23 protein-coding genes and 3 tRNA genes are annotated in these 24517 nt (G+C 65.9%); 10 read left to right on the top strand and 16 right to left on the bottom strand.

Annotated features, from left to right (window positions below; genetic code table 11):
- Window positions 1-57: 57 nt before the first annotated feature.
- The 3 genes from AC0J5K_RS00645 to AC0J5K_RS00655 all read right to left on the bottom strand — a co-directional run bounded on the left by AC0J5K_RS00645 (window position 58) and on the right by AC0J5K_RS00655 (window position 4449).
- A complete protein-coding gene (locus tag AC0J5K_RS00645) occupies window positions 58-1692 on the bottom strand; it encodes a thiamine pyrophosphate-binding protein (protein WP_274566258.1) in 1635 nt (544 codons plus the stop codon).
- 64 nt (window positions 1693-1756) lie between these two features.
- Window positions 1757-2995 carry an aminotransferase class V-fold PLP-dependent enzyme gene (locus AC0J5K_RS00650; protein ID WP_274566259.1) on the bottom strand — a complete coding sequence of 413 codons (1239 nt, stop codon included), beginning with the start codon at window positions 2993-2995 and terminating at the stop codon, window positions 1757-1759.
- Window positions 2996-3021: 26 nt separating this feature from the next.
- Window positions 3022-4449 (bottom strand): pyridoxal phosphate-dependent decarboxylase family protein, encoded by a 1428-nt coding sequence (locus AC0J5K_RS00655; protein WP_274566260.1) that lies wholly within the window; start codon window positions 4447-4449, stop codon window positions 3022-3024.
- 250 nt (window positions 4450-4699) lie between these two features.
- Here AC0J5K_RS00655 and AC0J5K_RS00660 point away from each other — a divergent pair, with 250 nt between their 5' ends.
- Genes AC0J5K_RS00660 through AC0J5K_RS00675 form a run of 4 tightly spaced genes read left to right on the top strand, consistent with a single transcriptional unit; the run spans window position 4700 to window position 8142 of the window.
- Window positions 4700-5578 carry a metal ABC transporter substrate-binding protein gene (locus tag AC0J5K_RS00660; RefSeq protein ID WP_048529077.1) on the top strand — a complete coding sequence of 293 codons (879 nt, stop codon included), beginning with the start codon at window positions 4700-4702 and terminating at the stop codon, window positions 5576-5578.
- Window positions 5571-6461: a manganese/iron ABC transporter ATP-binding protein gene (locus tag AC0J5K_RS00665; protein WP_274566261.1), complete on the top strand. Its 891-nt coding sequence runs from the start codon at window positions 5571-5573 to the stop codon at window positions 6459-6461. The genes AC0J5K_RS00660 and AC0J5K_RS00665 overlap by 8 nt, the downstream gene beginning before the upstream one ends.
- Window positions 6458-7312: a metal ABC transporter permease gene (locus tag AC0J5K_RS00670; protein ID WP_048529078.1), complete on the top strand. Its 855-nt coding sequence runs from the start codon at window positions 6458-6460 to the stop codon at window positions 7310-7312. Before AC0J5K_RS00665 ends, AC0J5K_RS00670 begins: the two co-directional genes overlap by 4 nt.
- A complete protein-coding gene (locus AC0J5K_RS00675) occupies window positions 7309-8142 on the top strand; it encodes a metal ABC transporter permease (RefSeq protein WP_048529080.1) in 834 nt (277 codons plus the stop codon). The genes AC0J5K_RS00670 and AC0J5K_RS00675 overlap by 4 nt, the downstream gene beginning before the upstream one ends.
- Window positions 8143-8192: 50 nt before the next feature.
- On the opposite strand, the gene AC0J5K_RS00680 is transcribed toward AC0J5K_RS00675, so the two are convergent.
- The 4 genes from AC0J5K_RS00680 to hisA form a co-directional block, all read right to left on the bottom strand.
- The gene (locus tag AC0J5K_RS00680; protein ID WP_074837473.1) at window positions 8193-9521 is read right to left on the bottom strand and encodes a CoA transferase; all 1329 of its coding nucleotides are present in this window, start codon (window positions 9519-9521) and stop codon (window positions 8193-8195) included.
- A gap of 62 nt (window positions 9522-9583) precedes the next feature.
- On the bottom strand, window positions 9584-9895 hold the full coding sequence (locus AC0J5K_RS00685; protein WP_074837474.1) for a phosphoribosyl-ATP diphosphatase: 312 nt from the start codon (window positions 9893-9895) through the stop codon (window positions 9584-9586).
- On the bottom strand, window positions 9892-10653 hold the full coding sequence (gene hisF, locus AC0J5K_RS00690) for an imidazole glycerol phosphate synthase subunit HisF (protein ID WP_274566262.1): 762 nt from the start codon (window positions 10651-10653) through the stop codon (window positions 9892-9894). Before hisF ends, AC0J5K_RS00685 begins: the two co-directional genes overlap by 4 nt.
- Window positions 10654-10821: 168 nt before the next feature.
- Window positions 10822-11544 (bottom strand): 1-(5-phosphoribosyl)-5-[(5-phosphoribosylamino)methylideneamino]imidazole-4-carboxamide isomerase, encoded by a 723-nt coding sequence (hisA, locus tag AC0J5K_RS00695; RefSeq protein WP_074837476.1) that lies wholly within the window; start codon window positions 11542-11544, stop codon window positions 10822-10824.
- Window positions 11545-11679: 135 nt separating this feature from the next.
- On the opposite strand from hisA, the gene AC0J5K_RS00700 reads away from it, so the two are divergent.
- Together AC0J5K_RS00700 and AC0J5K_RS00705 are read left to right on the top strand one after the other, a co-directional pair.
- Window positions 11680-12066 (top strand): DUF2147 domain-containing protein, encoded by a 387-nt coding sequence (locus tag AC0J5K_RS00700; protein WP_048529092.1) that lies wholly within the window; start codon window positions 11680-11682, stop codon window positions 12064-12066.
- 60 nt (window positions 12067-12126) lie between these two features.
- Complete coding sequence (locus tag AC0J5K_RS00705; protein WP_274566263.1) at window positions 12127-12528, top strand: DUF2147 domain-containing protein; 402 nt, start codon at window positions 12127-12129, stop codon at window positions 12526-12528.
- 3 nt (window positions 12529-12531) lie between these two features.
- Here the strand turns inward: AC0J5K_RS00705 and hisH are convergent, their stop codons facing one another.
- On the bottom strand, window positions 12532-13170 hold the full coding sequence (gene hisH, locus AC0J5K_RS00710; RefSeq protein WP_274566264.1) for an imidazole glycerol phosphate synthase subunit HisH: 639 nt from the start codon (window positions 13168-13170) through the stop codon (window positions 12532-12534).
- A gap of 66 nt (window positions 13171-13236) precedes the next feature.
- Complete coding sequence (locus AC0J5K_RS00715) at window positions 13237-13836, bottom strand: TetR/AcrR family transcriptional regulator (RefSeq protein WP_048529095.1); 600 nt, start codon at window positions 13834-13836, stop codon at window positions 13237-13239.
- A gap of 108 nt (window positions 13837-13944) precedes the next feature.
- Here AC0J5K_RS00715 and AC0J5K_RS00720 point away from each other — a divergent pair, with 108 nt between their 5' ends.
- The gene (locus AC0J5K_RS00720) at window positions 13945-14562 is read left to right on the top strand and encodes a DUF2306 domain-containing protein (RefSeq protein ID WP_274566265.1); all 618 of its coding nucleotides are present in this window, start codon (window positions 13945-13947) and stop codon (window positions 14560-14562) included.
- A 9-nt stretch (window positions 14563-14571) separates the two neighbouring features.
- On the opposite strand, the gene AC0J5K_RS00725 is transcribed toward AC0J5K_RS00720, so the two are convergent.
- Both AC0J5K_RS00725 and hisB read right to left on the bottom strand, forming a co-directional pair.
- Complete coding sequence (locus AC0J5K_RS00725) at window positions 14572-15054, bottom strand: GFA family protein (protein ID WP_048529097.1); 483 nt, start codon at window positions 15052-15054, stop codon at window positions 14572-14574.
- A 141-nt stretch (window positions 15055-15195) separates the two neighbouring features.
- The gene (hisB, locus tag AC0J5K_RS00730; RefSeq protein ID WP_074837479.1) at window positions 15196-15783 is read right to left on the bottom strand and encodes an imidazoleglycerol-phosphate dehydratase HisB; all 588 of its coding nucleotides are present in this window, start codon (window positions 15781-15783) and stop codon (window positions 15196-15198) included.
- A gap of 148 nt (window positions 15784-15931) precedes the next feature.
- Here hisB and AC0J5K_RS00735 point away from each other — a divergent pair, with 148 nt between their 5' ends.
- On the top strand, window positions 15932-16171 hold the full coding sequence (locus tag AC0J5K_RS00735; protein WP_048529100.1) for an Lrp/AsnC ligand binding domain-containing protein: 240 nt from the start codon (window positions 15932-15934) through the stop codon (window positions 16169-16171).
- An 82-nt stretch (window positions 16172-16253) separates the two neighbouring features.
- Here AC0J5K_RS00735 and AC0J5K_RS00740 read toward each other — a convergent pair.
- Both AC0J5K_RS00740 and AC0J5K_RS00745 read right to left on the bottom strand, forming a co-directional pair.
- Window positions 16254-16328: transfer RNA gene (locus AC0J5K_RS00740), tRNA-Gly, on the bottom strand.
- 34 nt (window positions 16329-16362) lie between these two features.
- Window positions 16363-16437, bottom strand: a tRNA-Gly gene (locus AC0J5K_RS00745).
- Between the two features lie 222 nt (window positions 16438-16659).
- Between AC0J5K_RS00745 and AC0J5K_RS00750 the strand changes: the two genes are divergently transcribed.
- Window positions 16660-17547, top strand: coding sequence for a cation diffusion facilitator family transporter (locus AC0J5K_RS00750; protein ID WP_274564452.1), 888 nt, complete (start codon window positions 16660-16662; stop codon window positions 17545-17547).
- 73 nt (window positions 17548-17620) lie between these two features.
- Here the strand turns inward: AC0J5K_RS00750 and AC0J5K_RS00755 are convergent, their stop codons facing one another.
- Complete coding sequence (locus tag AC0J5K_RS00755; protein WP_048529104.1) at window positions 17621-21067, bottom strand: pyruvate carboxylase; 3447 nt, start codon at window positions 21065-21067, stop codon at window positions 17621-17623.
- Window positions 21068-21171: 104 nt separating this feature from the next.
- Window positions 21172-22053, bottom strand: coding sequence for a hypothetical protein (locus AC0J5K_RS00760; protein WP_274564446.1), 882 nt, complete (start codon window positions 22051-22053; stop codon window positions 21172-21174).
- 136 nt (window positions 22054-22189) lie between these two features.
- On the opposite strand from AC0J5K_RS00760, the gene AC0J5K_RS00765 reads away from it, so the two are divergent.
- Window positions 22190-22265 (top strand) — tRNA-Thr (locus AC0J5K_RS00765).
- A gap of 525 nt (window positions 22266-22790) precedes the next feature.
- On the opposite strand, the gene AC0J5K_RS00770 is transcribed toward AC0J5K_RS00765, so the two are convergent.
- Window positions 22791-24512: an ABC transporter substrate-binding protein gene (locus AC0J5K_RS00770; protein WP_274566116.1), complete on the bottom strand. Its 1722-nt coding sequence runs from the start codon at window positions 24510-24512 to the stop codon at window positions 22791-22793.
- Between the last annotated feature and the right edge of the window lie 5 nt (window positions 24513-24517).

Raw genomic sequence — 24517 nt, forward strand, 5'->3', positions numbered from 1 at the left:
CTGCGGGGGAGGGCGTGTGGCTTATGCCGGGGGCCCTGGCCCGGCGCGGGATCGCGATCAGAGGTCGCGCAGGATGAGCCTGGTCGAGAGCGCGCGCGGGTCGGTCCTGAGCTCGATCAGCGCCGGGGTGTCGGCGGCCAGGGCCTGCGCCATGGCCGCGGGGAAACCGGCATCCTCGGTCACGGTCAGGCCCAGGGCGCCGTAGCTCCGGGCCCAGGCGGCGAAATCGGGGTTTTTCAGCCGGGTGCCGGAGACCCGGCCGGGGTATTTGGCCTGCTGGTGCATGCGGATAGTGCCATACATGCCGTTGTTGACCAGCAGGACGATCACCCGGGCGCCATGGTCGCAGGCGGTGCCGAATTCCTGCGCCGTCATCTGGAAACAGCCGTCGCCGGCGAAACAGATCACCGGGCGGTCGGGGTGATGCAGCGCGGCGGCCACCGCGGCGGGCAATCCGTAGCCCATCGAGCCCGAGGTCGGCGCCAGCTGGGTGCGGAAGCGGTGCCAGCGGTAGTAGCGGTGCAGCCAGCCGCAGTAATTGCCGGCGCCATTGGTCAGGATCGCGGTGTCGGGCAGGGTGTCGCGCAGATGCACCAGGACCTGTTCCATATGCAGGTCGCCGGGGGTGTCCTCGGGCGCCTGCCAGTCCTGATAGGCGGCATGGGCCTCGGCGACCAGCGCGCCACGGCCCCGCACCGGGGCCTCTGCCGCGGCAGCCAGTTGCCGGGCAACCTGGCCGGCCTGGGCGGCGACGGCCAGCGCCGGATGGTAGACATGGCCGGGCTCGCTCGGGTCGGGGTGGACGTGAAGGAGCTTTTGTTCCGGCACCGGCGGGGTGACCAGCGTGTAGCCGGCGGTTGTCATCTCGCCCAGACGGGCGCCGAGGCAGAGCAGCACATCGGCCGCGCGCAGACGCTCGGCCAGCGCCGGATTGGCGGCGATGCCCATGTCGCCGGCGTAATTTGGGTGGCTGTTGTCGAAATAATCCTGGCAGCGCAGCGAGGTGGCGACGGGGATCTGCGCCGTTTCGGCAAAGTCTTGCAGCGCAAGCCGGGCCTCTTCGGACCAGAGCGGGCCGCCGGCGAGGATCAGCGGCCGTTCCGCCGCGTTCAGCGCCGCGAGAATGGCGGTGATGTCGCTGTCGGCGGCGCGGCCCGAGGGCGGGTTGGCGGCGGGCACCACGGCGGCCTCGCAGGCGGCCGAGAGCATGTCTTCCGGCAGGGCGAGCACCACCGGGCCGGGGCGGCCCGATTGCGCCACGTGGAAGGCGCGCGAGATATATTCCGGGATGCGCTCGGTGCGGTCGATCTCGGCCACCCATTTCGCCAGCGGCGCGAACATGGCGCGATAGTCGACCTCCTGAAAGGCCTCGCGGTCGCGCTGGTCGCTGGCGACCTGGCCGATGAAGAGCACCATCGGCGTGCTGTCCTGCATCGCCACATGCACGCCGGCGCTGGCATTGGTGGCGCCGGGTCCGCGGGTGACAAAGCAGATGCCGGGGGTGCCGGTGAGCTTGCCATGGGCCTCGGCCATCATCGCCGCGCCGCCTTCCTGGCGGGCGACCACGGTGTCGATGCCCGACAGGTAGAGGCCGTCGAGCGCGGCGAGATAGCTTTCGCCGGGAACGCAGAAGACGCGGGTGGTGCCCTGGGCCTTGAGGGCGTCGACGAGGATTTGGCCGCCGTGGGGCATGGGAGGCTCCTTGGGATGCGCTGCGGCAGGACCGGGGCGACGCCCGGCCTGCCGGGGATGTGGGTTACATGTCTTTCATGGCGGCGAGGAAGGCGGCGACCTCGGCGAGGCTGTTGTAGTGGCACATCGAGACTCGGATACAGGAGGGCTGGCCCAGCGGGTCGAGGATGTTGCCGGAGTAATGGTCGGCCTTGCGGGTGTGGGTGCGGATGCCCTGGGCGTTCAGCGCGGCGACAATCTCTTCCGAGGGCACGCCTTCGCGCCAGAAGCTGACCAGGCCTTCGCGCGCGGGGTTGTCCACGCCGCCGACAATCTCGACGCCGGGCAGTTCCGCCAGGCCGGGCAGGTTGCCGGTGCCGTGCAGCATTGCCCGGGTCAGCGCCTGTTCGTGGTCGTGGATAGCCTGGCCGGCGGCGAGGATGCGGGCGCGGCGATCGGATGCGTCGGAGACCTGAGCGCCGAGCCAGTCGAAATAGCCCACCACGTCGGAGAAGGTGGCATAGGCGCCGGTGTCGCGGGTACCGAATTCCCAGTTCTCTTCGGGCCCGCCTTGCAGCCCTTCGAGGCGGAGCCTGGAGAACCGGTCGGACACCCAGGCGATGCCGTAGCCATGCCGCGAGAAGACCTTGTAAGGCGAGATCACATAACCGTCGATGTCATAGCTTTCGATGTCGATGCGTCCGTGGCTGGCGTGCTGGATGCCGTCGACGAAGATCAGGCAATCGGGCGATTTGGCGCGGATGGCGCGGGTGATCGCCGGCAGGTCCATCGCCATGCCGGTCACCGGCGAGGTGTGCAGGATCGTGGCGACGGCGGTGTCGGCGGTGATCTGCGCGGCATAGGCTTCGGCGGTGACCAGGCCGGTGGCATCGTCATGCGCCACGGCGATATAGTCACGGCCCGCCACATGCGCCCATTTGCGCGCCGCCGAGCGCGAGGCCGGGTGTTCGACGGTGGCGCCGATAACCGGACCGGGCCGCGCGCCGAGGATCATCGCCCGCAGCAGGCGAAAGGTCAGCTCGGTGCCCGACTCGCCGACAAAAAACTGCCCCGACCCGGCGCCGAAGAAGGTGGCCATGTCGGATTTGGCGGTGTCGATCGCCGCCACAAGCGCATGGGCGGCGGGGTTGTCGCGGCCCTGATTGTCGGGAATGGCTGCGAATTTCGTCGAAGTCTCGACCACCGAGTTCAGCGTCAGCGCGCCGCCGGCGTTTTCAAAGAACACGCGGGGGCCCTGGAAGGGGCAGCTTTCGACATGGGCAAAGCGGGCGCGGATGTCGGTCAGGAGGGGATCGGAAAACATGGGGCCTCGATAACTGGGAATGGGGCTCAGGCAGCCTGGGTGAGAGCGTCGGCCCGGGCAGCGACGGCAGCGATGGCGGCGTCGATGTCCTCGGGTGTGGTGCGGTGATTGGCAATGGCGGCCCGCAGGCAGGTGATGCCCCGGGCCTCGGTGGTGGAAAAGACGGCGGTGCCGTCGAGTTGCAGGCTGGCGGCAATGGCCTTGTTGAGCGCGGTCTGCGCCTTGGGCGGCAGGCTGGCGTCGGCGGTAAAGACGCAGAGGTTGGAAATCACCGGGGCCATGAGCGCCATGGCCGGCCGGGCAGTGACGGCCGCGCCCATGCGGGCGGCGGCCCGGCAATTGCCGGTGATGGCGGCGCCGAGCCCGGCGGCGCCATAGCTCTCGACCGCGCACCAGACCTTGAGCGCCCGGGCGCCGCGCGACAGGTCGGTGCCGAAATCGCAGAACCAGGGGTCTCCGCCCGACAGCCCCTCGCCGTGGCTGGCAAGATAGGCGGGGCGGGCGGCGAAGGTGGCGAAATGCTCGTCACCGTTGCGGATCAGGCAGAGGCCGCAGTCATAAGGCACATACATCCACTTGTGGAAGTCGCAGGCCAGGCTGTCGGCGCGTTCGATGCCGTCGGTGAGCGCCCGCCAGGGGGCGTCGGCAAGCCGGGCCCAGGCCCCGAAGGCGCCATCGATATGCAGCCAGAGCGCTTCGTCACGGGCGATGTCGGCCAGCGCGTTCAGATCGTCGAAACGGCCGAAATCGACCGATCCGGCGGTGCCGACGATGACAAAGGGCGTGGCACCCTGGGCGCGGTCCTCGGCGACGGCGGCGCGCAGGGCATCGCAATCCATGCCGCGATCGTCTTCGGGGATGCGGCGCAGGTTGTCGGCGCCGATGCCCAGCAGTTCGATCGCCTTGCGGGTGGCATTGTGCACGCCCGCGCCGGCATAGGCGGTGAGACGGCCCCGCACGCCCGTGCTGCGCACCGCGGGCCCCAGCGCGCGCTGGCGGGCGGTGGCCAGCGCCAGGACGGTGGCCTGGGAGGTGCCGGTGACCAGCACACCCGAGGCGGTCTCGGGGAAGCCCATGATGCGGCGCGACCAGTCGATCACCGCGCGTTCGACGTGGATCATGCCGTGATCGCGGCCGCCGCAATTGGCGTTCACCGTCGCCGCTGCCATTTCCGACAGCAGCCCTGAGGCCAGCCCGGTGCCATGCACCCAGCCCCAGAATCGCGGATGGGTGTTGCCGGTGCCGAAGGGCAGTACGTCGTCGATCAACCGTTGCGCGGTGGCGGCCTCGCCCCGGGCGGTGCCGTCAAGCGCATAGCTCTGGCGGGTCGCCTCTGGCAGTGGCTGCCAGGGATGGGCGCGGGCCTCGGCCAGCCGGTCGATGCAGGCATCGAGCAGCACATGCGCGGTCTTGCGGAAATCGTCCCAGTCCTCGGGGTCGAGCGTATCGGTCATTGTGTCGTCTCGTGGTTTCCTGCGGAGCATAGGGCCGCCGCCGCGCCGTGCAAGCCGGGATCCGGGAACCCATGGCAAAGCACGAGGCGGGAGCGGCCCCGGATCAGGGTCCGGGGCGCAATGCGCCGGGTTCGCCGGGGTGGGGCGCGAAAGAAGGGGTGATCTAAAATGAGAATGGTTCTCAATTTCATTGACATCCGGTCAAGGGCGCGCATATTGGCGCAAAGACACGTCAATTCAGGAGGACTGCATGCTGCGAGGGATAATGGCCGCGATGGCGCTGGCCGCCGCAGGGCCGGTGGCGGCCCAGGAGTTCAAGGTTGTCACCACCTTTACCGTGATTGCCGACATGGCACAGAACGTGGCCGGCGAGGCGGCCGAGGTGGTCTCGGTCACCAAGCCGGGGGCGGAAATCCATGGCTACGAGCCGACGCCGCGCGATCTGGTCAATGCGGTGGATGCCGATCTGGTGTTGTGGAACGGAATGAACCTCGAGCTCTGGTTCGAACAATTCCTCGCCAACCTCGGCGAGAAACCCTCGGCGGTGGTCAGCACCGGTGTGGCCGAGATCCCGATTTCCGAAGGCGCCTATGAAGGCAAGCCCAATCCCCATGCCTGGATGTCGCTGGACAACGCGCTGATCTATGTCGACAACATCCGCGACGCCCTGTCCGCGCACGACCCGGAAAATGCCGAGACCTATGCCGCCAATGCCGAGCGCTACAAGGCGGAGATCTCCGCCGCCATCGGTCCGCTGCGCGATCTCATCGACGAGGTGCCCGAGGGCCAGCGCTGGCTGGCGACCTGCGAGGGGGCGTTTTCCTATCTGGCGCGGGATTTCGGGCTGCAAGAGGTCTATCTCTGGCCGATGAACGCCGATCAGACCGGCACGCCGCAGCAGGTGCGGCGGATGATCGACACCATCCGCGACCGCGAAATTCCGGTGGTGTTCTGCGAAAGCACGGTGAACACCGACCCCGCAAAACAGGTCGCCCGTGAAACCGGCGTGCGCTATGGCGGCGAGCTCTATGTGGATTCGCTGTCCGAGGCGGAGGGGCCGGTGCCGACCTATCTCGATCTGCTGCGGGTCACCACCGAGACCGTGGTCGAGGGCTTGACCGGTGGCTAGAATCGGCATCAAGGAATTCGACACGGCCGGGCTTTGGGTGCGCGATCTGGCGGTGACCTATCGCAACGGTGTCACCGCGTTGAAATCGGCCAGTTTCGCCGTGCCCAAAGGCTCTATCGCTGCTCTGGTGGGGGTGAACGGCGCCGGAAAATCCACCCTGTTCAAGGCGATCATGGGGTTTCTGCCCGCCGCGAAAGGCGAGATCGGCATTCTGGGGCAGGGGGTGAAAGCCTCTTTGAAACAGGGGCTTGTGGCCTATGTGCCGCAGGCCGAAGAGGTCGACTGGAGCTTTCCTGTCCTGGTCGAGGACGTGGTGATGATGGGCCGCTTCGGCCGCATGGGCCTGTTGCGCATCCCCTCGGCCGGAGACAAGGCGGCGGTGCAGGCGGCGCTGGAGCGCGTCGGCATGCAATCCTATCGCAAGCGCCAGATCGGCGAGTTGTCCGGTGGCCAGCGCAAGCGGGTCTTCCTCGCCCGGGCGCTGGCACAGGAGGGCCAGGTGATCCTGCTCGACGAGCCATTCACCGGCGTCGACGTACAGACCGAAGAGGCGATCATCGCCCTGCTGCATGAGCTGCGCGAGGAGGGCAAGGTGATGCTGGTCTCGACCCACAATCTCGGTTCGGTGCCCGAGTTCTGCGATCAGGTGGTGCTGGTCAAGGGCACTGTGCTGAACTACGGCCCGACCAAAGAGGTCTTTACTCAGAGGAATCTCGAAGCGGCCTTTGGCGGCGTGCTGCGGCACTTCGTGCTGGGCGGCGCCGATCTGCATGACGACGAGGACGAGCGGGCGGTGACAATCCTGTCCGACGACGAGCGGCCCTTTGTCATGTACGACGATCAGGCCCGCACCGTCGGGCCGCGCAGCGAGGAGGAAGAATGAGCCTGCTGCTCGAACCCTTTTCCTATGGCTACATGACCAACGCCATGTGGGTCAGCGCCCTTGTCGGCGCGGTCTGTGCCTTTCTCTCGGCCTATCTGATGCTCAAGGGATGGTCGCTGATCGGCGATGCGCTGAGCCATTCCATCGTGCCGGGGGTCGCCGGCGCCTATATGCTGGGGCTGCCCTTCGCGCTGGGCGCCTTCCTGTCGGGCGGGCTGGCGGCCGGGGCGATGCTGTTTCTCAATCAGCGCACCGGCCTCAAGGAAGACGCGATCATCGGCATCATCTTCACCAGCTTCTTCGGGCTGGGGCTGTTCATGGTTTCGGTCTCGCCGGTCTCGGTCGATGTGCAGACCATCATCCTTGGCAATGTGCTGGCGATCACGCCGGAGGACACCTTGCAGCTTGCGGTGATCGGCTTTGTCTCGCTGGCGGTGCTGCTGGTGAAGTGGAAGGACTTGATGGTCGCCTTCTTCGACGAAAACCACGCCCGCTCGATCGGGTTGAAGCCCGAGCAGCTGCGCTTTGTCTTCTTTGTGCTGCTCTCGGCCTCCTGCGTGGCGGCCTTGCAGACCGTCGGGGCGTTTCTGGTGATTGCCATGGTGGTGACGCCCGGGGCGACCGCCTATCTGCTGGCCGACCGCTTTCCCGTGTTGCTGGTGATCAGCGTCACCATCGGCGCGGTGACCTCCTTTGTCGGCGCCTATGTCTCCTATTTCCTCGATGGCGCCACCGGCGGCATCATCATCACCTTGCAGACAACGGTCTTCCTGCTGGCCTTCTTCTTTGCGCCCAAACACGGGCTGCGCGCGGCACGGGCCCGGGCGGCCGAAGCGCTGAGGGAGGCATGATGGACACGCTGCTTGCGCCCTTCCTCTTTCCTTTCATGCAGAACGCCTTTCTGGCGGCGCTGCTGCTGGCCGCGCCGACCGCGATCCTGAGCTGCTTTCTGGTGCTCAAGGGCTGGTCGCTTATGGGCGACGCGGTGAGCCATGCGGTGCTGCCGGGCGTGGTGCTGGCTTATATCCTGAACATTCCGCTGATCATCGGGGCCTTTGCGGCGGGGATGACCTGTGCGCTGGCCACCGGGTATCTGAATGCCAATTCCCGGATCAAGCAGGACACCGTGATGGGGGTGGTGTTTTCGGGCATGTTCGGCCTTGGTATGGTGCTCTATGTCAAGGTGCAGACCAATGTGCACCTCGATCACATCCTGTTCGGCAACATGCTGGGTGTCGGCGCGGCGGATCTCTGGACTGCGGGGATTGTCGGCGCCTTTGTCACCGCGGTGCTGGTGTTGAAATGGAAGGACCTGCTGCTGCATGCCTTCGATCCGGCGCAGGCGCAGGCCATCGGGCTGCCGGTGGGCTGGCTGCATTACGGCATGTTGGCGATCCTGTCGCTGACCATCGTCGCAGTGCTGAGCGCGGTGGGGCTGATCCTCGCCATCGGGCTGTTGATCGCGCCGGGGGCGATCGCTTTCCTGCTGACGCGGGAGTTCCGGCACATGCTGATGGTGGCGGTGGCGGTGAACCTGAGCGCGATGCTTGGCGGGGTCTACGCCAGCTTCTGGCTCGACAGCGCGCCGGCACCGACAGTGATCCTGATGCTGACCGGCTGGTTCGTCCTGGCGTTCCTCTGGCGGCAATGGCGGAATGCGCGGCGCGAAAGCGCGGTTTGAGGTTTGGGGAGAGGTCGCGGGTCAAGCCCGGGACGGCGTTTGGCGTGGGGTCAGGCGGTCCAAGTCGCCGGATGGCGGCGCACGGGGCCTGAAGGCAGATGCCATATCGGGGGCTGGCCGTTCACCGTGAGCGGCGGCGACATGCGCTGCGCCGGGCCCCAGCCGGTCTCTTCGATGCTGTCGGTGTAGTCCGCGTCAGTGGCGGTGATCGGCGTCTGCGGCGTCAGGCTTCCCGTGGCGGACATCAGGCACTCGGCGGTGCGCGCCAGCGACAGCTCGGCGCGGGTGGTCTGGCCGCCGGCGCGCCGGGCGAGGCCGCGCAGCGCGGTGGCAGCCATCAGATAGCCGGTGCCGTGATCGAGCGCCTGCACCGGCAAGGGCAGCGGCCGGTCGAGACCGGCCTGCCGCATGCCTTCGGCGGCAATGCCGCAGGACATCTGCACCAGCGAATCAAAGCCGCGCCTGTCGCCCCAGGGCCCGCTGCGCCCATAGGCCGAGAGACTGACATCGATCAGCCCGGGATTGAGCGCGCGCCGTGCCTCCGGCCCATAGCCCAGCCCCTCGAGCGCGCCGGGGCGATAGCCGTGCAGCAGGATATCGGCCGAAGCGAGAAGCCGCTCAAAGGTCTTGCGATCCTCGGCCCGGTGCAGGTCGAGCCCGGCGCAGCGCTTGCCGAGATTGACTTCGGCCTCGGCGGCGGGTTCCGACCAATGCGGCGGGTCGATGCGCAAGACCTGGGCGCCGAAGCCGGCCAGAAACCGCGTCGCGACCGGCCCGGCCAGCACCCGCGTCAGATCGAGCACCCGGCAGCCGGCGAGCGAGGCCTTGCCCGGCGCGCAATCCTCGGCGTCCTGCCAGCGCACCAGAGGTTCGGCCCCGACGGCGCGGCCCTGCGGATGGCGCTGCCACGCCTCGGCGCTGCGCATGGCGGCGGCGCAGCCTCCGGCGGCAACGATCGCGCTTTCCAGCGCCTCGGCCTGCCAGGTGGCGACCGCCGCCTGCACCTCGGCCGGCACGGCGGCACAACCCAGCACCGAGAGCGCGGCGTCGCGGTGATGCGGGGCATTGGTATGCAGGCGGATGAAGCCGTCGCCGGCGGCGTAATTTCCGGCAATCGGATCCCAGACCGAGGGCATCTCCCAGCCTTGCGGGCGCAGGGTGAAATCGAACCAGAGCGAGGCAAGGCGCCGGTCGATGCTCACTGCCTCGGCACTCTTTCCATCAAGCGCGGCCAGCGCGGTTCCGGCGGCGGCGATGGTGGCCGAGGCGAAATCGCTGACCGCATGGATCGAGGGCAGGGCGCCGCGCCCGACCTCGCGAAACGGCGTGGCATCGAGGTCCAACGCCTGCGTGATCTGCGGCCAGTAGGAATGGGTCATCTCGCTCTCCGGTTGGGGCTGGCGCAGCCTAGGCGTCGGCGCGCCCGAAGGGCAAGGCGTGCCTAGCTGCGGGTGGCTTTCTCGGCGATGCCCGAGGTGCCCTGGCGGCGGGCCAGTTCGGTGAGCACGGCGTCAAGCGGGATGTCCCGCGCGGCCAGCATGACCAGCAGGTGATAGAGCACGTCGGCGGCCTCGTAGGTGAGGTTCTCGGCGTCGCCCTTGGCTGCGGCAATGATCGCCTCGATCGCCTCTTCCCCGAATTTCTCGGCGCATTTCTCCGGCCCCTTGGCCAGCAGCTTGGCGGTCCAGGAGCTGTCGGGATCAGCGCCCTTGCGCGCCGCGATCACCGCTTCGAGATCGTGCAACACGCTCATGTCAGCCTCATCGCGATGCCGGCGGCGGCCATATGGGCCTTGGCCTCGGCGATGGTGTGATCGCCAAAATGAAAGATCGAGGCGGCCAGCACCGCCGAGGCGCCGCCCTCGGTCACGCCCTCGACCAGATGGTCGAGCGTGCCGACGCCGCCCGAGGCGATCACCGGCACGGAAACCGCATCCGAGATCGCCCGAGTCAGCGGAAGGTTGAAGCCGGCGCGGGTGCCGTCCCGGTCCATCGAGGTCAGCAGGATCTCTCCGGCGCCCTTCTCGGTGACCAGTTGCGCGAATTCCACCGCGTCGATGCCGGTGGGCTTGCGGCCGCCATGGGTGAAAATCTCCCATTTGCCGGGGGCGACGGTCTTGGCGTCGATGGCGCAGACGATGCACTGGCTGCCGAACTGGTCGGCGGCTTCGGCGATCACATCGGGGTTGGCCACGGCGGCGGAATTGAAGCTCACCTTGTCGGCCCCGGCGAGCAGCAGCTTGCGCACGTCCGCCGTGGTGCGGACGCCGCCGCCGACGGTGAGCGGAATGAAGCATTGTTCGGCGGTGCGCTGCACCACATCCATCATCACGCCGCGATTTTCATGCGTCGCGTGGATGTCGAGAAAGCAGAGCTCGTCGGCACCGGCGAGGTCATAGGCGCGGGCCGATTCCACCGGGTCGCCGGCATCGCGGAGATCGACGAAGTTCACGCCCTTGACGACGCGGCCATCGGCGACGTCCAGGCAGGGGATGATGCGGGTCTTGAGCATGGGGGTCTCTTACGGCGTGGCGCCGGGCGGGGCAAGCTGGCTGTTGCCGCAGCGGGTCGGGCGCGCGGGCGCGGCGCCAGCGACGAGCGTGCTGTTGACCGCCAGCCCGTCGCCACCCGCCGGGACCGGACGCGTCAGGGAAAGCGTGGTCGCGGGAAGGGGCGGGCCTCAGCCCGCCATCACCGAGAGCGCCTCGCGCAGGTCGAAGGCCCCGTCATAGAGTGCCCGGCCCGAGATCGCGCCGTTGAGCGGCGCGCCGCAGTTGCGCAACGCCTTGAGGTCGTCGAGCGAGGAGACGCCGCCGGAGGCGATCACCGGAATCGAGACGGCGTTGGCCAGCGCCGCGGTGGCCTCGACGTTCGGGCCCTGCATCGCGCCGTCGCGATTGATGTCGGTATAGATGATTGCGGCGACGCCGGCATCCTCGAAGCTCTGCGCCAGCTCGGTGACCTCGACATCGGTCTCTTCGGCCCAGCCCTTGGTGGCGACCATGCCGTTGCGGGCATCGATGCCGACGGCGACCTGACCGGGAAAGGCGCCGGCCGCTTCGCGCACCAGCTTGGGGTCTTCGACCGCGGCGGTGCCGAGGATGACCCGCGCCAACCCCTTGTTGAGCCAGCTCTCGATCGTTTTCATGTCGCGGATGCCACCGCCCAGCTGGGTCGGCACGGCGGTTGCGGCGAGGATCGCCTCGACCGCGCCGGCATTGACCGGGCCGCCGACAAAGGCACCGTTGAGATCGACCAGATGCAGCCATTCACAGCCCGCCTCGACAAAGGACCGCGCCTGATCGGCGGGGTCGTCGTTGAAGACGGTGGCCTTGTCCATGTCGCCGCGCAGCAGACGCACGGCCTTGCCGTCCTTGAGGTCGATGGCAGGGTAGAGGATCATTGTCGCAAATACCTTCGGTCGCAGTTCGGCGGCGTGTGGCACGTCACGTCGCGGAATGCAATGGACCCGACGTCACAGTTGCGCGGGAGGGCGCAAGGGTCGCAGGCTCAAGGCGCACTCAGGGAGGAGACCGAGATGAAAAGACTTGCACTGACCGTTGCCGCGCTGACGCTGGCGGCGGGGGCGGCCCTGGCCGATCCGGCCGAGGGCGTCTGGCAGACCCAGCCGGATGACGGGGCCTATGCCCATGTGACAATTGCCCCTTGCGGCCAGAGGCTTTGCGGCACGATCAGTCGCACCTTCAAGGGCAGTTCCGAATACAATTCGCCGAACAAGGGCAAACAGCTGGTGATGGGGATGACGCCGCAGGGCAACGGCAAATACACCGGCAAGGTTTGGCGGCCGTCGAACGGCAAGATATACAACGGCAAGATGCAGGTGAGCGGAAAGACGCTCAAAATGTCCGGCTGCATCGCCGGCGGCCTGCTGTGCAGCTCTCAGGTCTGGACTCGACTCAAGTGACCGGCATCATGAAGCAGGGGCGCGATCGGCGCGCCCCACGCTTCTGACAGGAGACCGGCCATGGGCCGAGGTCTGAAACGCGTCGTTTGTCTTGGCGCTGTCATATGCACCCTGGCGGCTGCCGTTGGCGCCGATCCTCTGGTCGGGCTCTGGGCCTCGCCACCGGACGGCAAGGGCCAGACCGGCATCGTCCAGATCAAACCCTGCGGCGACGCCTATTGCGGCACGCTGATCAAGGCCTTCGATCCGAACGGCAAGCAGATCGTCACCAAGAACGTCGGCAAACGCCTGCTCTGGGGGATGAAACCCATGGGCGGCGGCCTCTATGGCGAGGGGCGGGTCTTCGTGCCGATCTTTGGTCGGGATTATCCGGCCGAGGTCACGCTTTCGGGGACGCGGATGACCGTGAAAGGCTGTGCCGCGCTGGTTTGCAAGGCGCAGAAATGGCGGCGCGCGCAATAGGCGTCAGGGGGCCCAGCGCAGGAAGTTGGCAATCATGCGCAGCCCGTTGCCCTGGCTTTTCTCGGGGTGGAACTGCATGCCGACCATGGTGTCGCGCCCGATGACGGCGGTGACATCGCTGCCGTAATCCACATGCGCGATCCGTTCGCCCGGCTCGGTGACGCGGACGTGGTAGGAATGGACGAAATAGGCATGAGCGCCGGTCTCGATCCCGTCGAGCACCGGATGCGGGCTGTCGACCACCAGGTCGTTCCAGCCCATATGCGGCACCTTGAGCGCGGGATCGGTGGGGGCGATCCTGACCACCTCGCCGCCGATCCAGCCAAGGCCCGGCGTGTCCTCGTATTCGCGGCCCATCGTGGCCATCAGCTGCATGCCGACACAGATGCCCAGAAACGGGCGGCCCTGCACCTCGACCGCCTCGACCATGGCGTCATACAGCCCGGAATGGCCTTTCAGTTCGCGCATGCAGGCGGGAAAGGCGCCATCGCCGGGCAGGACGATGCGGTCGGCCCGGGCGACGACATCGGCATCGCCGGTCACTACCACCTCGCCACCGCCGACCTCGCCCGCCATGCGCTGAAAGGCCTTCTCGGCAGAGTGAAGGTTGCCGGATTCGTAGTCGATGATTGCCGTGAGCATGGGCCAGGTCCTTCGGATGGAACGGCGTGAGGGGTCGCGCAAATCGCCCGCGGGGTCAAGGGGCGGTCACCTGTCCGGTTCTGGCGGCGTGCCGATCCGGTCGAGCAGGGCCAGCACCGCGTCCTCGGGCGCGGGGCCGGGGCCGAAGCGCCCGGTCAGGATCAGCAGCGCAAACCCGTGAACCAGCGACCAGACCTGGGTCTCGATGATCAGGGGGTCGGTGCCCGGCGGCACGAATGGCGCGCAGGCGTCGCGCAGGACCTGATAGGAGGGTGTGGAGCTCTCCCGCATGTCGGTGATCTTTTTGGAATGGGCGCGGAAGCTGAAGATCAGGTCATAAAGCGCCGGCTCTTCGCGGGCAAAGGCGAGATAGCCCTTGCAGATGCCGTGCAGCCGTCCGCGCGGCGTCTGCGGCCCGGCATCGGCGAAATCGAGCATGCGATGACGGAACCGGACAAAGCCCTCCTGCGCGATGGCCACCCGCAACCCGTCGATCCCGTCGAAGTGATGCGCCGGCGCGGCATGGGACACGCCAGCCCGCGCCGCGCATTTGCGCAGGGTCAGCGCGTCGAGCCCGCCCTCCGTCAACAATTCTATGCCGGCTTCGATCAGCGCCTGGCGCAGGTTGCCGTGATGGTGGCTGGCCTTGTCTTTGGTGTCGCTCATGCAGGCCGGATAAGCGGCTGGGTTGACAGCGTCAAGCGACTCGCATAATTGACAGTGTAAAGTTTACACCGTCAAGCTACACGACGATCTGCATGAGGAGGCCCTGCAATGCCCACCACCTGGACGACAAGAGCCCGCATTTTTCTGTTCTGGTTTCTGCCGCTCGCGGTGGCGCTGGTGTCCTGGCGGTTCATCCCGCTGGGGGTGGAGGCCACGATGAACTTCATGGCACATCACCTGGAGGGCCGGGCGCTGGCGCTCTATGCGCATATCGGGATCGCGCCGCTGGTGCTGGCACTGGTGCCCTTTCAGGTCAGCCCTCGTCTGCGGGCCTGGTGGCCCGCGTTGCATCGCTGGACCGGCCGGGCCTATGCGCTGGGCGTGCTGGTGTCGGGGGTGGCCGCGCTGTCGCTGGCGGCGCATACGTCGGCCGGGCGCGTTGCCGGACTGGGCTTCGGCCTGCTGGGCCTGCTCTGGATCGCGATCACCGCCCAGGCGGTGCGGCTGGCGATGTTGCGTCGGATCGCCGCGCACCGGGTCTGGATGATCCGGTCGGCGGCGCTGACTCTGGCCGCCGTCACGCTACGGCTGGAGTTGCCGATCCTGGTGGGAGTGCTGGGCTTCGAACAGGGATATCCGATTGTCGCCTGGTCCTGCTGGGTGCCGAACCTGATCGTCGCGGAATGGATCATCCGACGGCAGCAGAAGGGAGCGCTGCGCGCCTGATCGCGGCGCTTAGCGCAGGTGGAGGATGTGGTCGAAGATCTCGGGTTCGAGCGGCGTGCCGTCAACGGTGGCGGCATGCTGGCGGAAGGCCTTGAAGCCGGCCGGCACAAAGGCGGCAAAGGTGGCGCTGTCGAGAAAGATGTATTTGCTGTTCTCGGGGGTGAACTCGAACCAGCCGGGATCATCGAAGGTCCCGGCATAGACGCCCAGCCTGTCCGGCCAGCGCGAAAAGGTCAGGTGGGTCTTGGTGCCGCAGGTGTCGCAGAAATGCACCTGAACATCCTGGCCACTGCCCTCGGAGACATGGGTATAGACCTTGGGGCTGCCCCGGGTGATCGCAAAGACGGGCAAATCAAAGATCGGCTCCACCATGCCGGATGTCCCGGTGGCGCGCTGGCAGAAATGGCAGAAACAGGCCGTGACCCAGAGCGGGGGCGCGGTAACGTGATAGCGCAGCGCGCCACAAAGGCAGCCGCCCGGTTGATCGGTCATGGTGTCTCGCCTTTTCGATGACGGTCCCGCCGCCAGACTGGCATGCGCCATGCGGCTGTGACAACCGGTATCACCCGGCCCGTGCCGCACGGGATCGCCCGCCCCGGCGGCCTCGCGGCGGACCGCGACCGGTTGCCCCGGCTAAAGCGCGCCTTTGGTCGAGGGGATCGCATCGGCCTTGCGCGGGTCGAGTTCGACCGCCTCGCGCAGGGCGCGGGCGACGGATTTGAAGGCGGCTTCGGTGATGTGGTGGCTGTTGAGCCCGTGCAGCGCATCGATGTGCAGCGTGATGCCGCCATGGGTCGACAGCGCTTGAAAGAATTCACGCACCAGTTCGGTGTCGAAAGTGCCGATCTTGGGGCTGGGCAGGTCGACATTCCAGATCAGGAAGGGCCGTGCCGACAGGTCCAGCGCCGCACGCACCAGCGCATCGTCCATCGGCAGAAGGCAGGCGCCATAGCGGCGAATGCCGGTCTTGTTGCCCAGTGCCTGAACCAGCGCCTGACCGATGGCGATGCCGGTGTCCTCGACGGTGTGGTGATCGTCGATATGCAGGTCCCCTTCGGCGCGGATCGTCATGTCGATCAGCGAATGCCGCGACAATTGGTCGAGCATGTGGTCGAAGAACCCCACGCCGGTCTGGTTGTCATAGGCCCCGGTGCCGTCGAGATCGAGGGTGACGGAAATGCTGGTTTCGGCGGTCTGGCGGGTGATCGTGGCTGTGCGCATCTGGCTCGTCCTTCAAAGTCAGCGCCTTATAGGCCGGGGCGGGCAGGGCTCCAAGAGGGCCGTCACCGGTTTTCGCCGCTTGTGCGCGCCGGGCCACTGTGCCAGCCTCTGGCCTGCCGAGCACGGCGCGAACCAGTGAGGAATGCCGATGACCACCTGCGTCTTTGTCCAGTTGCGTTGCAAGCCGGGGACCACCTACAAGGTGGCCGAGGAGATCGTGCTGCGGGAAATCCACTCGGAACTCTATTCCACCAGCGGCGATTTCGACCTGATGCTCAAGCTCTACATCCCCGAGAGCGAGGATGTCGGCAAATACATCAACGATCACCTGCTCGACATTGCCGGCATCGAACGCTCGCGCACGACACTGACCTTCAAGGCGTTCTGAGGCGGCGCGGCCGCGACTGGAGCGGAAAACAGCGGTTACCTGGCCCCGTAGGGCAATTCCTTTTGATCTGATCGAGTGAGTTTGGAGCGGGCGAGGCGATTCGAACGCCCGACCCTAACCTTGGCAAGGTTATGCTCTACCCCTGAGCTACGCCCGCATCCGTTTGGCCATCTCTGGCCTGGGGTTCCCTATGGAGCGGGCGAGGCGATTCGAACGCCCGACCCTAACCTTGGCAAGGTTATGCTCTACCCCTGAGCTACGCCCGCATATCCATGGGTGTGGCGGATTTATAAACTGTTGGCGCGGCCTGCAAGCGGAAAATGCCGGCGTGGAGCAAAAAAAGCGCCGAAACCGGGACCGGGGCGAATATATGGCGCCGCGCGCCGTGCCGGATGCGGCTTTCTTATCCGGGGTCGATCGGGTAGCTGCGGGCGAAAATGCGACGGCGGCAGCGGCGCCGGGAATTGGCAAGGCAAAAGAGGGGCATCATGGTGGAGCAGACCGCGCGACGGCGCCTCAACAAGGCTGCGGGGCTGGCCTCGGTTGGTGTGGCCGGGGTTCTCGTGCTGGCCAAGCTATGGGCCTTTGCCGCCACCGGATCATTGGCGATCGCCGCCTCGGCTGCGGACAGCGCGCTGGATCTGCTGGTGTCCGCCACTGCCTTCATGGCGATTCTCTATGCGGCGCGGCCGCCCGATGCCGATCATGCCTTTGGCCACAGCTCGGCCGAAGACCTCGCGGCGCTGGCCCAGTCGGTCGCGATCTCGGTGGCCGGCGTGGCCATCGGGCTTTCGGCCTTTGCCCGGTTTTCGGCAGGCGCGCCGCCGGTGCTGCGGGCCGAGGGGCTGGGGCTGGCCATCATGGGCGGGTCGGTCGCTCTGACCCTGGCGCTGGTGTTGTTTCAGCGCTGGGTGGCGCGGCGTACCGGCAATCGCATCGTCGCGGCCGACAGCTTGCATTATCTCGGCGACCTGATTCCCAATCTCGGCGCCATCCTCTCATTGCTCGCGGCGCGCTATCTCGGCGTGGTCATCGTCGACACGCTTGTCGCGCTTCTGGCGGCGGCGCTGATGATCATCGGCGCCGCGCGGATCGCGAAGCAGGCCGTCGATTCGCTGATGGACCGCAAGGCGCCCGATGCCATCGAGGGGATCATCGCGGCGCTGGCACGCGATCACCCCGGCGTGCGCGATTTTCACGACCTCAAGACGCGGATGGCCGGCTCTCAGATCTTTGTCGTGCTGCATATCGAGTTGGACGGCGATCAATCGCTGCGCGAGGCGCATGACATCGGCGCCGATCTCCGCCAGAAAATCCTCGCCGCCTGCCCGAATGCCGATGTCACCATCCACAAGGACGTCTGGCAGGGCGGATGAGCTGACGCCGAAACCATGAAAAACGCCCCCGCAGAGTGCTGCGGGGGCGTCGTTTTCGGGATATAGGGGGCCGTCAGTCCAGCTCGACCAGCAGGTCCTTGGCGTCGATCTGGCCGCCGGGCTGAACGTGGACCGCCGTGACAATGGCGGCCCGCTCGGCGTGGATGCCGGTTTCCATCTTCATCGCCTCGATGGTCAGCAGCAGATCGCCTTCCTTGACCTTGTCGCCCGGTTTGACGGCCACCGTCGCCACGACGCCCGGCATCGGCGCGCCGATGTGCTTGTCGTTGCCCAGCTCGGCCTTGGGCCGTGCGGCGGAAGAGGCGGCGGCCTTGCGGTCGGGCACGCGGATCACGCGCGGCTGGCCGTTGAGTTCGAAGAACACCTTCACCTCGCCGTCCTCGCCGGTCTCGCCAACCGCCTGAAGCCGGATTTCCAGCGTCTTGCCGGGGTCGATTTCCGCCGTGATCTCTTCGCCGGGCTGCATGCCGTAGAAGAAGGTATGCGTTGGCAGCGCGCGCACCGGGCCATAGCTGCGATGACGGCCCATGTAGTCGAGGAAGACCTTGGGATACATCAGGTAGCCATTCAGATCCTCGTCATCCACCTCATAGCCATTGAGTTCTTCCGACACCTGCTTGCGGGTCGCCTCGATATCGACCGGCTTGAGATGCTTGCCGGGGCGCTCGAGGTTGGGTTTCTCGCCCTTGAGCACCTTCTTCAGGATGCTCGCGGGGAAGCCGCCCGGCGGCTGGCCGAGGTTGCCCTTCATCATGTCGATTACCGAATCCGGGAAGGCCACGTCGGTGTCGGGGTCTTCCACCTGCGCCCGGCTCAGACCCTGCGACACCATCATCAGCGCCATGTCGCCCACCACTTTCGATGACGGCGTGACCTTGACGATATCGCCGAACATCATGTTGACGTCGGCATAGGCCTGCGCCACCTCGTGCCAGCGCTCCTCAAGCCCGAGCGAACGGGCCTGGGTCTTGAGGTTGGTGAACTGGCCGCCGGGCATCTCGTGCAGATAGACCTCCGAAGCCGGAGCCTGCATGCTCGATTCAAAGGCGGCGTACTGGCCGCGCACCGCTTCCCAGTAGTTCGAAATCTCGCGGATCGCGGCAATGTCGAGCCCGGTGTCACGCTCGGTAAAGCGCAGCGCCTCGACGATCGACCCCAACGTCGGCTGCGAGGTGTTGCCCGAGAGCGCATCCATCGCGCCATCGACGGCATCGACCCCGGCTTCGGCCGCAGCCATGATCGTGCCGATGCCGGCGCCAGAGGTGTCGTGGGTGTGGAAATGGATCGGCAGGCCGACCTCTTCCTTCAGCGTCTTGATCAGCGCGCCGGCGGCCGAAGGTTTCAGCAGCCCGGCCATGTCCTTGAGGCCCAGCACATGCGCGCCACCGTCGCGGAGTTGCTGGCCCATCTCGACATAATACTTCAGGTCGTACTTCGACCGGTCCGGATCGCGGAAATCGCCGGTGTAGCAGATCGTGCCCTCGCAGACCTTGCCCGCCTCCTGTACCGCGTCCATCGCCACGCGCATGTTCTCGACCCAGTTCAGGCTGTCGAAGACGCGGAAGACGTCGACGCCGGATTCCGCCGCCTGTTTGACAAAGAACTGCACCACGTTGTCGGGGTAGTTGGTATAGCCCACCCCGTTCGAGGCGCGCAGCAGCATCTGCGTCATCACGTTGGGCATCGCCGCGCGGATGTCGCGCAGCCGCTGCCAGGGGCATTCCTGAAGGAAGCGGTAGGCGACGTCGAAGGTCGCGCCGCCCCAGCATTCCACCGAAAACAGCTGCGGCAGCTTGGCGGCATAGGCAGGCGCCACCTTGATCATGTCGATCGAGCGCATCCGGGTCGCCAGAAGCGACTGGTGCCCGTCGCGCATCGCGGTGTCAGTGATCAGAACCTGCTTCTGCGCGGCCATCCAGTCGGCTACCGCCTGCGGGCCCTTTTCCTCGAGCAGGTTGCGGGTGCCGTAGGCCGGTTTTTCGCCAAAGGGTACCTGCGGCGGCTTGGCCGGTTTCAGCTCGGGGTGCGGCTTGGGACGGCCCTGCACCTCGGGATGACCGTTCACCGTGATGTCGGCGATATAGGTCAGAACCTTGGTGCCCCGGTCGCGGCGCTTCTTGAAATCGAAAAGCTCGGGCGTCTCGTCGATGAACTTGGTGTGGTACTGGTTGTTGAGAAAGGTCGGGTGCTTGAGCAGGTTCTCGACAAAGGCGATGTTGGTGCTGACGCCGCGCACGCGGAATTCGCGCAGCGCACGGTCCATGCGCGAAATCGCCTTTTCCGGTGTCTGCGCCCAGGCGGTGACCTTGGTCAGAAGGCTGTCATAGTAGCGGGTGATGACGCCGCCGGCATAGGCTGTGCCGCCATCGAGCCGGATGCCCATGCCGGTGGCCGAGCGATAGGCGGTGATCCGGCCATAATCGGGGATGAAGTTGTTCTGCGGATCCTCGGTGGTGACCCGGGTTTGCAGCGCGTGACCGTTGAGGCGGATGTCGTACTGGCTGGCCTTGCCGGTGGCCTCGGCCAGCGACTTGCCCTCGGCAATCAGGATCTGCGCCTGCACGATGTCGATGCCGGTCACTTCCTCGGTGACGGTGTGCTCCACCTGCACCCGCGGGTTGACCTCGATGAAATAGAACTTGCCGGTCTCCATATCCATCAGGAATTCGACGGTGCCGGCGCATTCATAGTTCACATGGGCGCAGATCTTGCGGCCGAGCTCACAGATTTCCTCGCGCTGTGCTTCGCTCAGATAGGGCGCGGGCGCGCGTTCCACGACCTTCTGGTTGCGCCTCTGGACCGAGCAGTCGCGTTCGTAGAGGTGGTAGATGTTGCCCTGCTTGTCGCCGAGGATCTGCACCTCGACGTGGCGGGCGCGGGTGATCATCTTTTCCAGATAGCCCTCGCCGTTGCCAAAGGCGGCCTCGGCCTCGCGCCGGCCTTCGAGCACCTTCTCCTCGAGCTCGTCCTCGGAAGAGATCGGCCGCATGCCACGACCGCCGCCGCCCCAGGAGGCCTTGAGCATCAGCGGATAGCCCACTTCGGCGGCCTGTTTCTTGATCTTGGCCATGTCATCGCCCAGCACCTCGGTCGCCGGGATCACCGGCACCTCGGCCTCGATCGCCACGCGCCGCGCGCTGGCCTTGTCGCCAAGGGCGCGCATGGTCTCGGCCTTGGGGCCGATAAAGGTGATGCCGGCGGCGTCGCAGGCATCCACGAAATCGGGGTTCTCCGACAACAGGCCATAGCCCGGGTGGATCGCATCGGCGCCCGACATCTTGGCAACGCGGATGATCTCCTCGATGCTCAGATACGCCGCAACCGGCCCCAGACCCTCGCCAATGCGATACGCTTCGTCCGCCTTGAACCGGTGCAGGCCGAGTTTGTCTTCCTCGGCGTAGACCGCGACGGTCCGTTTGCCCATCTCGTTGGCGGCGCGCATGATGCGAATGGCGATCTCGCCACGGTTGGCGATGAGGATCTTCTGAAAGTCAGGCATGGCAGGCTTTCCATTTGTTGCATTGCAGCATGCTTAAACGGTCGGCTCCGGTAGGTAAACATGTCTGACAGGTTCAAAAGTGGCCTCAAACCGCTTTCAAGGCGTCATGCTGCGATCAGGGTCACGTTCCTCATGTTGGCCATGATCTCGATATCGCGTTCGTAAAGGTCGGTCAGCGCGTCGACGTATTCGTCCGTCCAGCCGGGAATATCGAGCTCTTCTTCGACCGCCTCGTCAAGCGCATATTTGTCGAGAAAGGCGATCATGACCTTGCGCTTGTGCGGCTCGGAGATGCCGGGATGTTCGTGCAGGAAGGCGCGAAACCGGCGCATCCCCTCCTCCGACATGATCCTGGACAAGAGGTCGAAGGCGCCGGCGATCTTGGCGCCCGAGGGCAGCCCGGCCATGGCGCGCAGGATCTCGCCCCAGATCAGCGGGCTGTCCTCGTTGCACCAGACGGTGATCGGCAGGTCGGGCAGGGCGATCTGGATGCGCTCGATCACCTCGGACCAGCGCAGGTAGGCGGGTTCGGTGCCATTGAGAAAGCTGTCGAAGCTCTGGTGCGGCGTCTCGGCATAGACCGCCGGCAGCCAGGTGGCCGGATTGCGGATGCCGATGAAAAGCTCGATCTGGTCGGTCTCGAAGAGCCGCGCGGCATTGCGCATCCGCTCGTCGGCGCGTGGATACATCCGGCCGCTGCCAAGCGCGATCTTGGGCACGCAGAACAGGTGGTCGTGGCTCAGGATGATGCGGCCGAAGCTGTCGGGGTCTTCGCTGAGGATGTTCTCGAGCAGGATGTCGCGCGCGTCGGGCGCGGGATCGGCCTTGTCGAGCGCATTGAGGCTGCCGCTGAGCAATTGCCGGTAGCGGCTTGGCCCCGGCACGGCCACTGCGCGGGCCCGCAGGTCATCGGCATTGCGCAGCAGGCATCGCAGAAGCTTGCCGCCGTCGGTGGCATGTGCGCCGGCATGGAGAATGACTTTCATGGGGGGCCTTTGTGCTGCGCTCGCGCGCACTATACAAAAGCCTGCCGCGGGGGAAAGCCCGCAGCGGCGCCGCCCCGCCGGCGCGCCAGATTTCCTCTTGCCCCGCCGGCGGCGACGATTTAGACGATTGCGACGTGCCCCTATAGCTCAGCTGGTAGAGCAACTGATTTGTAATCAGTAGGTCCGCGGTTCGAGTCCGTGTGGGGGCACCATTTATCCTTAATAATCAATGGATTGCACGGATTCAAAGGTGAGAATCCGTTTATGTTTGCGGTAACTGTCCCGAAACTGTCCCGATTGATGCACGCTCGGCGTGCAAAGTCGCCGGACAGTTGTCAATAAGTATCTGAAACTTCTGACTTGGGGGAGTTTTTTGAAGGGGCGGCAAACTGATTGCTACCCTGTCGGTTGTGCGTAGCCTTCGACCTTCGACCTTCGACCTTCGACCTTCGACCTTCGACCTTCGACCTTCGACCTTCGACCTTCGACCTTCGACCTTCGTCAGAGACGAGTGAACGCGTGCCCGTAAAACACCCGCTCGCCTTTGCCGGTCACGATTTTGGATAGTTCTGTTTCACCGCCATATGCCGCTTCGGTGCGGATGGTGAATACATGCGGGTATCGCCGGAATACACGCGAGGCGCCGCCGGACAGGTCGGCGGGGCCATGTCCATTCGGGCCGGTCCGGCCGCAGGCAATTGGCCGAGGCCCCGAAGGGCCCCGGCCGGAGAGTCAGGTTACTGCCAGGACTTGATCAGCTCGTCATAAGCGATCGTCTCGGGCTCTTCGTCCTCGTTCTGAAGCTTGGCATAGGGCGCGCCATCCTGGCTCAGCCAGTGTGACGGTTCCATTTCCTCGTTCATGACCGGGCCGATGTCGCCCTGGATGCCGGCACGTTCCAGACGCTCGAGCACGCGCTCCTGGTCGGCGCAGAGGCTGTCGAGCGCTTCCTGCGGGGTTTTCGCACCGGACATGGCGTCACCGATGTTCTGCCACCAGAGCTGTGCCAGCTTCGGGTAATCCGGCACGTTGGTGCCGGTGGGCGACCACGCGACACGTGCCGGCGACCGGTAGAATTCCACCAGACCGCCCAGCTTGTCGGCACGTTCAGAGAAGCTGTCGTGCTGGATCGTCGACTCGCGGATGAAGGTCAGGCCGACATGCGCCTTCTTGACGTCCACGGTTTTCGAGGTGACGAACTGGGCATAGAGCCAGGCCGCCTTGGCACGGTCGACCGGGGTCGACTTCATCAGCGTCCAGGAGCCCACGTCCTGATAGCCGACCTTCTGGCCGTCTTTCCAGTAGACACCATGCGGCGAGGGGGCCATACGCCATTTCGGCGTGCCGTCCTCGTTCATCACCGGCAGGTCGGGCTCGACCGTGGCGGCGGTGAAGGCGGTGTACCAGAACATCTGCTGCGCGACATTGCCCTGCGCCGGGATCGGGCCGGCTTCGGAGAAAGTCATGCCGGCGGCGGCCGGGGGCGAGTACTTCTCGAGCCATTCGATCGCCTTGGTCACCGCGTAGACGGCGGCAGGCGCGTTGGTGGCGCCGCCGCGTGCGACGCAGGAACCGGTGGGCTGCGAGTTCTCGTTCACCCGGATGCCCCATTCGTCGACCGGCAGGCCGTTGGGCTCACCGACGTCGCCCATGCCGGCCATCGACATCCAGGCATCGGTGTAGCGCCAGCCGAGGCTCGGGTCTTTCTTGCCGTAGTCCATGTTGCCAAAGACTTCGCCATCGACACCCATGTGGCTCAGGTCACGGCCGGTAAAGAATTCGGCGATGTCCTCATAGGCCGACCAGTTGACCGGAACGCCAAGCTCGTAGCCGAACTGTTCCTGGAAATCGGCCTTGTTCTTCTCGTCGTTGAACCAGTCGTAGCGGAACCAGTATAGGTTGGCGAACTGCTGGTCGGGCAGCTGATAGAGCTTGCCATCGGGCGCGGTGGTGAACTGCGTGCCGATGAAATCGTCGAGATCGAGACCGGGGTTGGTCACATCCGCGCCTTCGCCGGCCATCCAGTCGGTCAGATTGCGCGCCTGCTGATAACGCCAGTGGGTGCCGATCAGGTCGCTATCGTTGATGTAGCCGTCGTAGATGTTCTCGCCCGATTGCATCTGGGTTTGCAGCTTCTCGACGACGTCGCCTTCGCCGATCAGGTCATGGGTGACCTTGATGCCGGTGATCGCGGTAAAGGCCGGGGCCAGCACCTGGCTTTCGTATTCATGGGTGGTGATGGTTTCCGACACCACCTTGATCTCCATGCCGGCCATCGGTGCGGCGGCATCGATGAACCACTGCATCTCGGCTTCCTGATCGGCGCGGCTCAGCGACGACAGGTCACCGATTTCGCTGTCAAGGAAGGCTGTTGCCTCTTCCATGCCGGCGAAGGCGGCGCTCCCGAGCAATGACAGGGCCATTGCCAGGGATGTGGTTGATTTCAACTTCAAGTTCATAATTT

The sequence above is a fragment of the Marinovum sp. E3 genome (genome assembly GCF_055755275.1).

Coding starts and splice junctions, on each gene's coding strand:
- hisB (WP_074837479.1), bottom strand. CDS start 15,783: ATGCGCACAGCCACGATCACCCGCCAGACCGCCGAAACCAGCATTTCC.
- AC0J5K_RS00760 (WP_274564446.1), bottom strand. CDS start 22,053: ATGAAAGTCATTCTCCATGCCGGCGCACATGCCACCGACGGCGGCAAG.
- AC0J5K_RS00720 (WP_274566265.1), top strand. CDS start 13,945: ATGCCCACCACCTGGACGACAAGAGCCCGCATTTTTCTGTTCTGGTTT.
- hisH (WP_274566264.1), bottom strand. CDS start 13,170: ATGCTCACGGCAATCATCGACTACGAATCCGGCAACCTTCACTCTGCC.
- AC0J5K_RS00715 (WP_048529095.1), bottom strand. CDS start 13,836: ATGAGCGACACCAAAGACAAGGCCAGCCACCATCACGGCAACCTGCGC.
- AC0J5K_RS00755 (WP_048529104.1), bottom strand. CDS start 21,067: ATGCCTGACTTTCAGAAGATCCTCATCGCCAACCGTGGCGAGATCGCC.
- AC0J5K_RS00650 (WP_274566259.1), bottom strand. CDS start 2,995: ATGTTTTCCGATCCCCTCCTGACCGACATCCGCGCCCGCTTTGCCCAT.
- AC0J5K_RS00660 (WP_048529077.1), top strand. CDS start 4,700: ATGCTGCGAGGGATAATGGCCGCGATGGCGCTGGCCGCCGCAGGGCCG.
- hisF (WP_274566262.1), bottom strand. CDS start 10,653: ATGCTCAAGACCCGCATCATCCCCTGCCTGGACGTCGCCGATGGCCGC.
- AC0J5K_RS00770 (WP_274566116.1), bottom strand. CDS start 24,512: ATGAACTTGAAGTTGAAATCAACCACATCCCTGGCAATGGCCCTGTCA.
- AC0J5K_RS00700 (WP_048529092.1), top strand. CDS start 11,680: ATGAAAAGACTTGCACTGACCGTTGCCGCGCTGACGCTGGCGGCGGGG.
- AC0J5K_RS00705 (WP_274566263.1), top strand. CDS start 12,127: ATGGGCCGAGGTCTGAAACGCGTCGTTTGTCTTGGCGCTGTCATATGC.
- AC0J5K_RS00655 (WP_274566260.1), bottom strand. CDS start 4,449: ATGACCGATACGCTCGACCCCGAGGACTGGGACGATTTCCGCAAGACC.
- AC0J5K_RS00675 (WP_048529080.1), top strand. CDS start 7,309: ATGATGGACACGCTGCTTGCGCCCTTCCTCTTTCCTTTCATGCAGAAC.
- AC0J5K_RS00725 (WP_048529097.1), bottom strand. CDS start 15,054: ATGACCGATCAACCGGGCGGCTGCCTTTGTGGCGCGCTGCGCTATCAC.
- hisA (WP_074837476.1), bottom strand. CDS start 11,544: ATGATCCTCTACCCTGCCATCGACCTCAAGGACGGCAAGGCCGTGCGT.
- AC0J5K_RS00750 (WP_274564452.1), top strand. CDS start 16,660: ATGGTGGAGCAGACCGCGCGACGGCGCCTCAACAAGGCTGCGGGGCTG.
- AC0J5K_RS00685 (WP_074837474.1), bottom strand. CDS start 9,895: ATGAGCGTGTTGCACGATCTCGAAGCGGTGATCGCGGCGCGCAAGGGC.
- AC0J5K_RS00735 (WP_048529100.1), top strand. CDS start 15,932: ATGACCACCTGCGTCTTTGTCCAGTTGCGTTGCAAGCCGGGGACCACC.
- AC0J5K_RS00680 (WP_074837473.1), bottom strand. CDS start 9,521: ATGACCCATTCCTACTGGCCGCAGATCACGCAGGCGTTGGACCTCGAT.
- AC0J5K_RS00645 (WP_274566258.1), bottom strand. CDS start 1,692: ATGCCCCACGGCGGCCAAATCCTCGTCGACGCCCTCAAGGCCCAGGGC.
- AC0J5K_RS00670 (WP_048529078.1), top strand. CDS start 6,458: ATGAGCCTGCTGCTCGAACCCTTTTCCTATGGCTACATGACCAACGCC.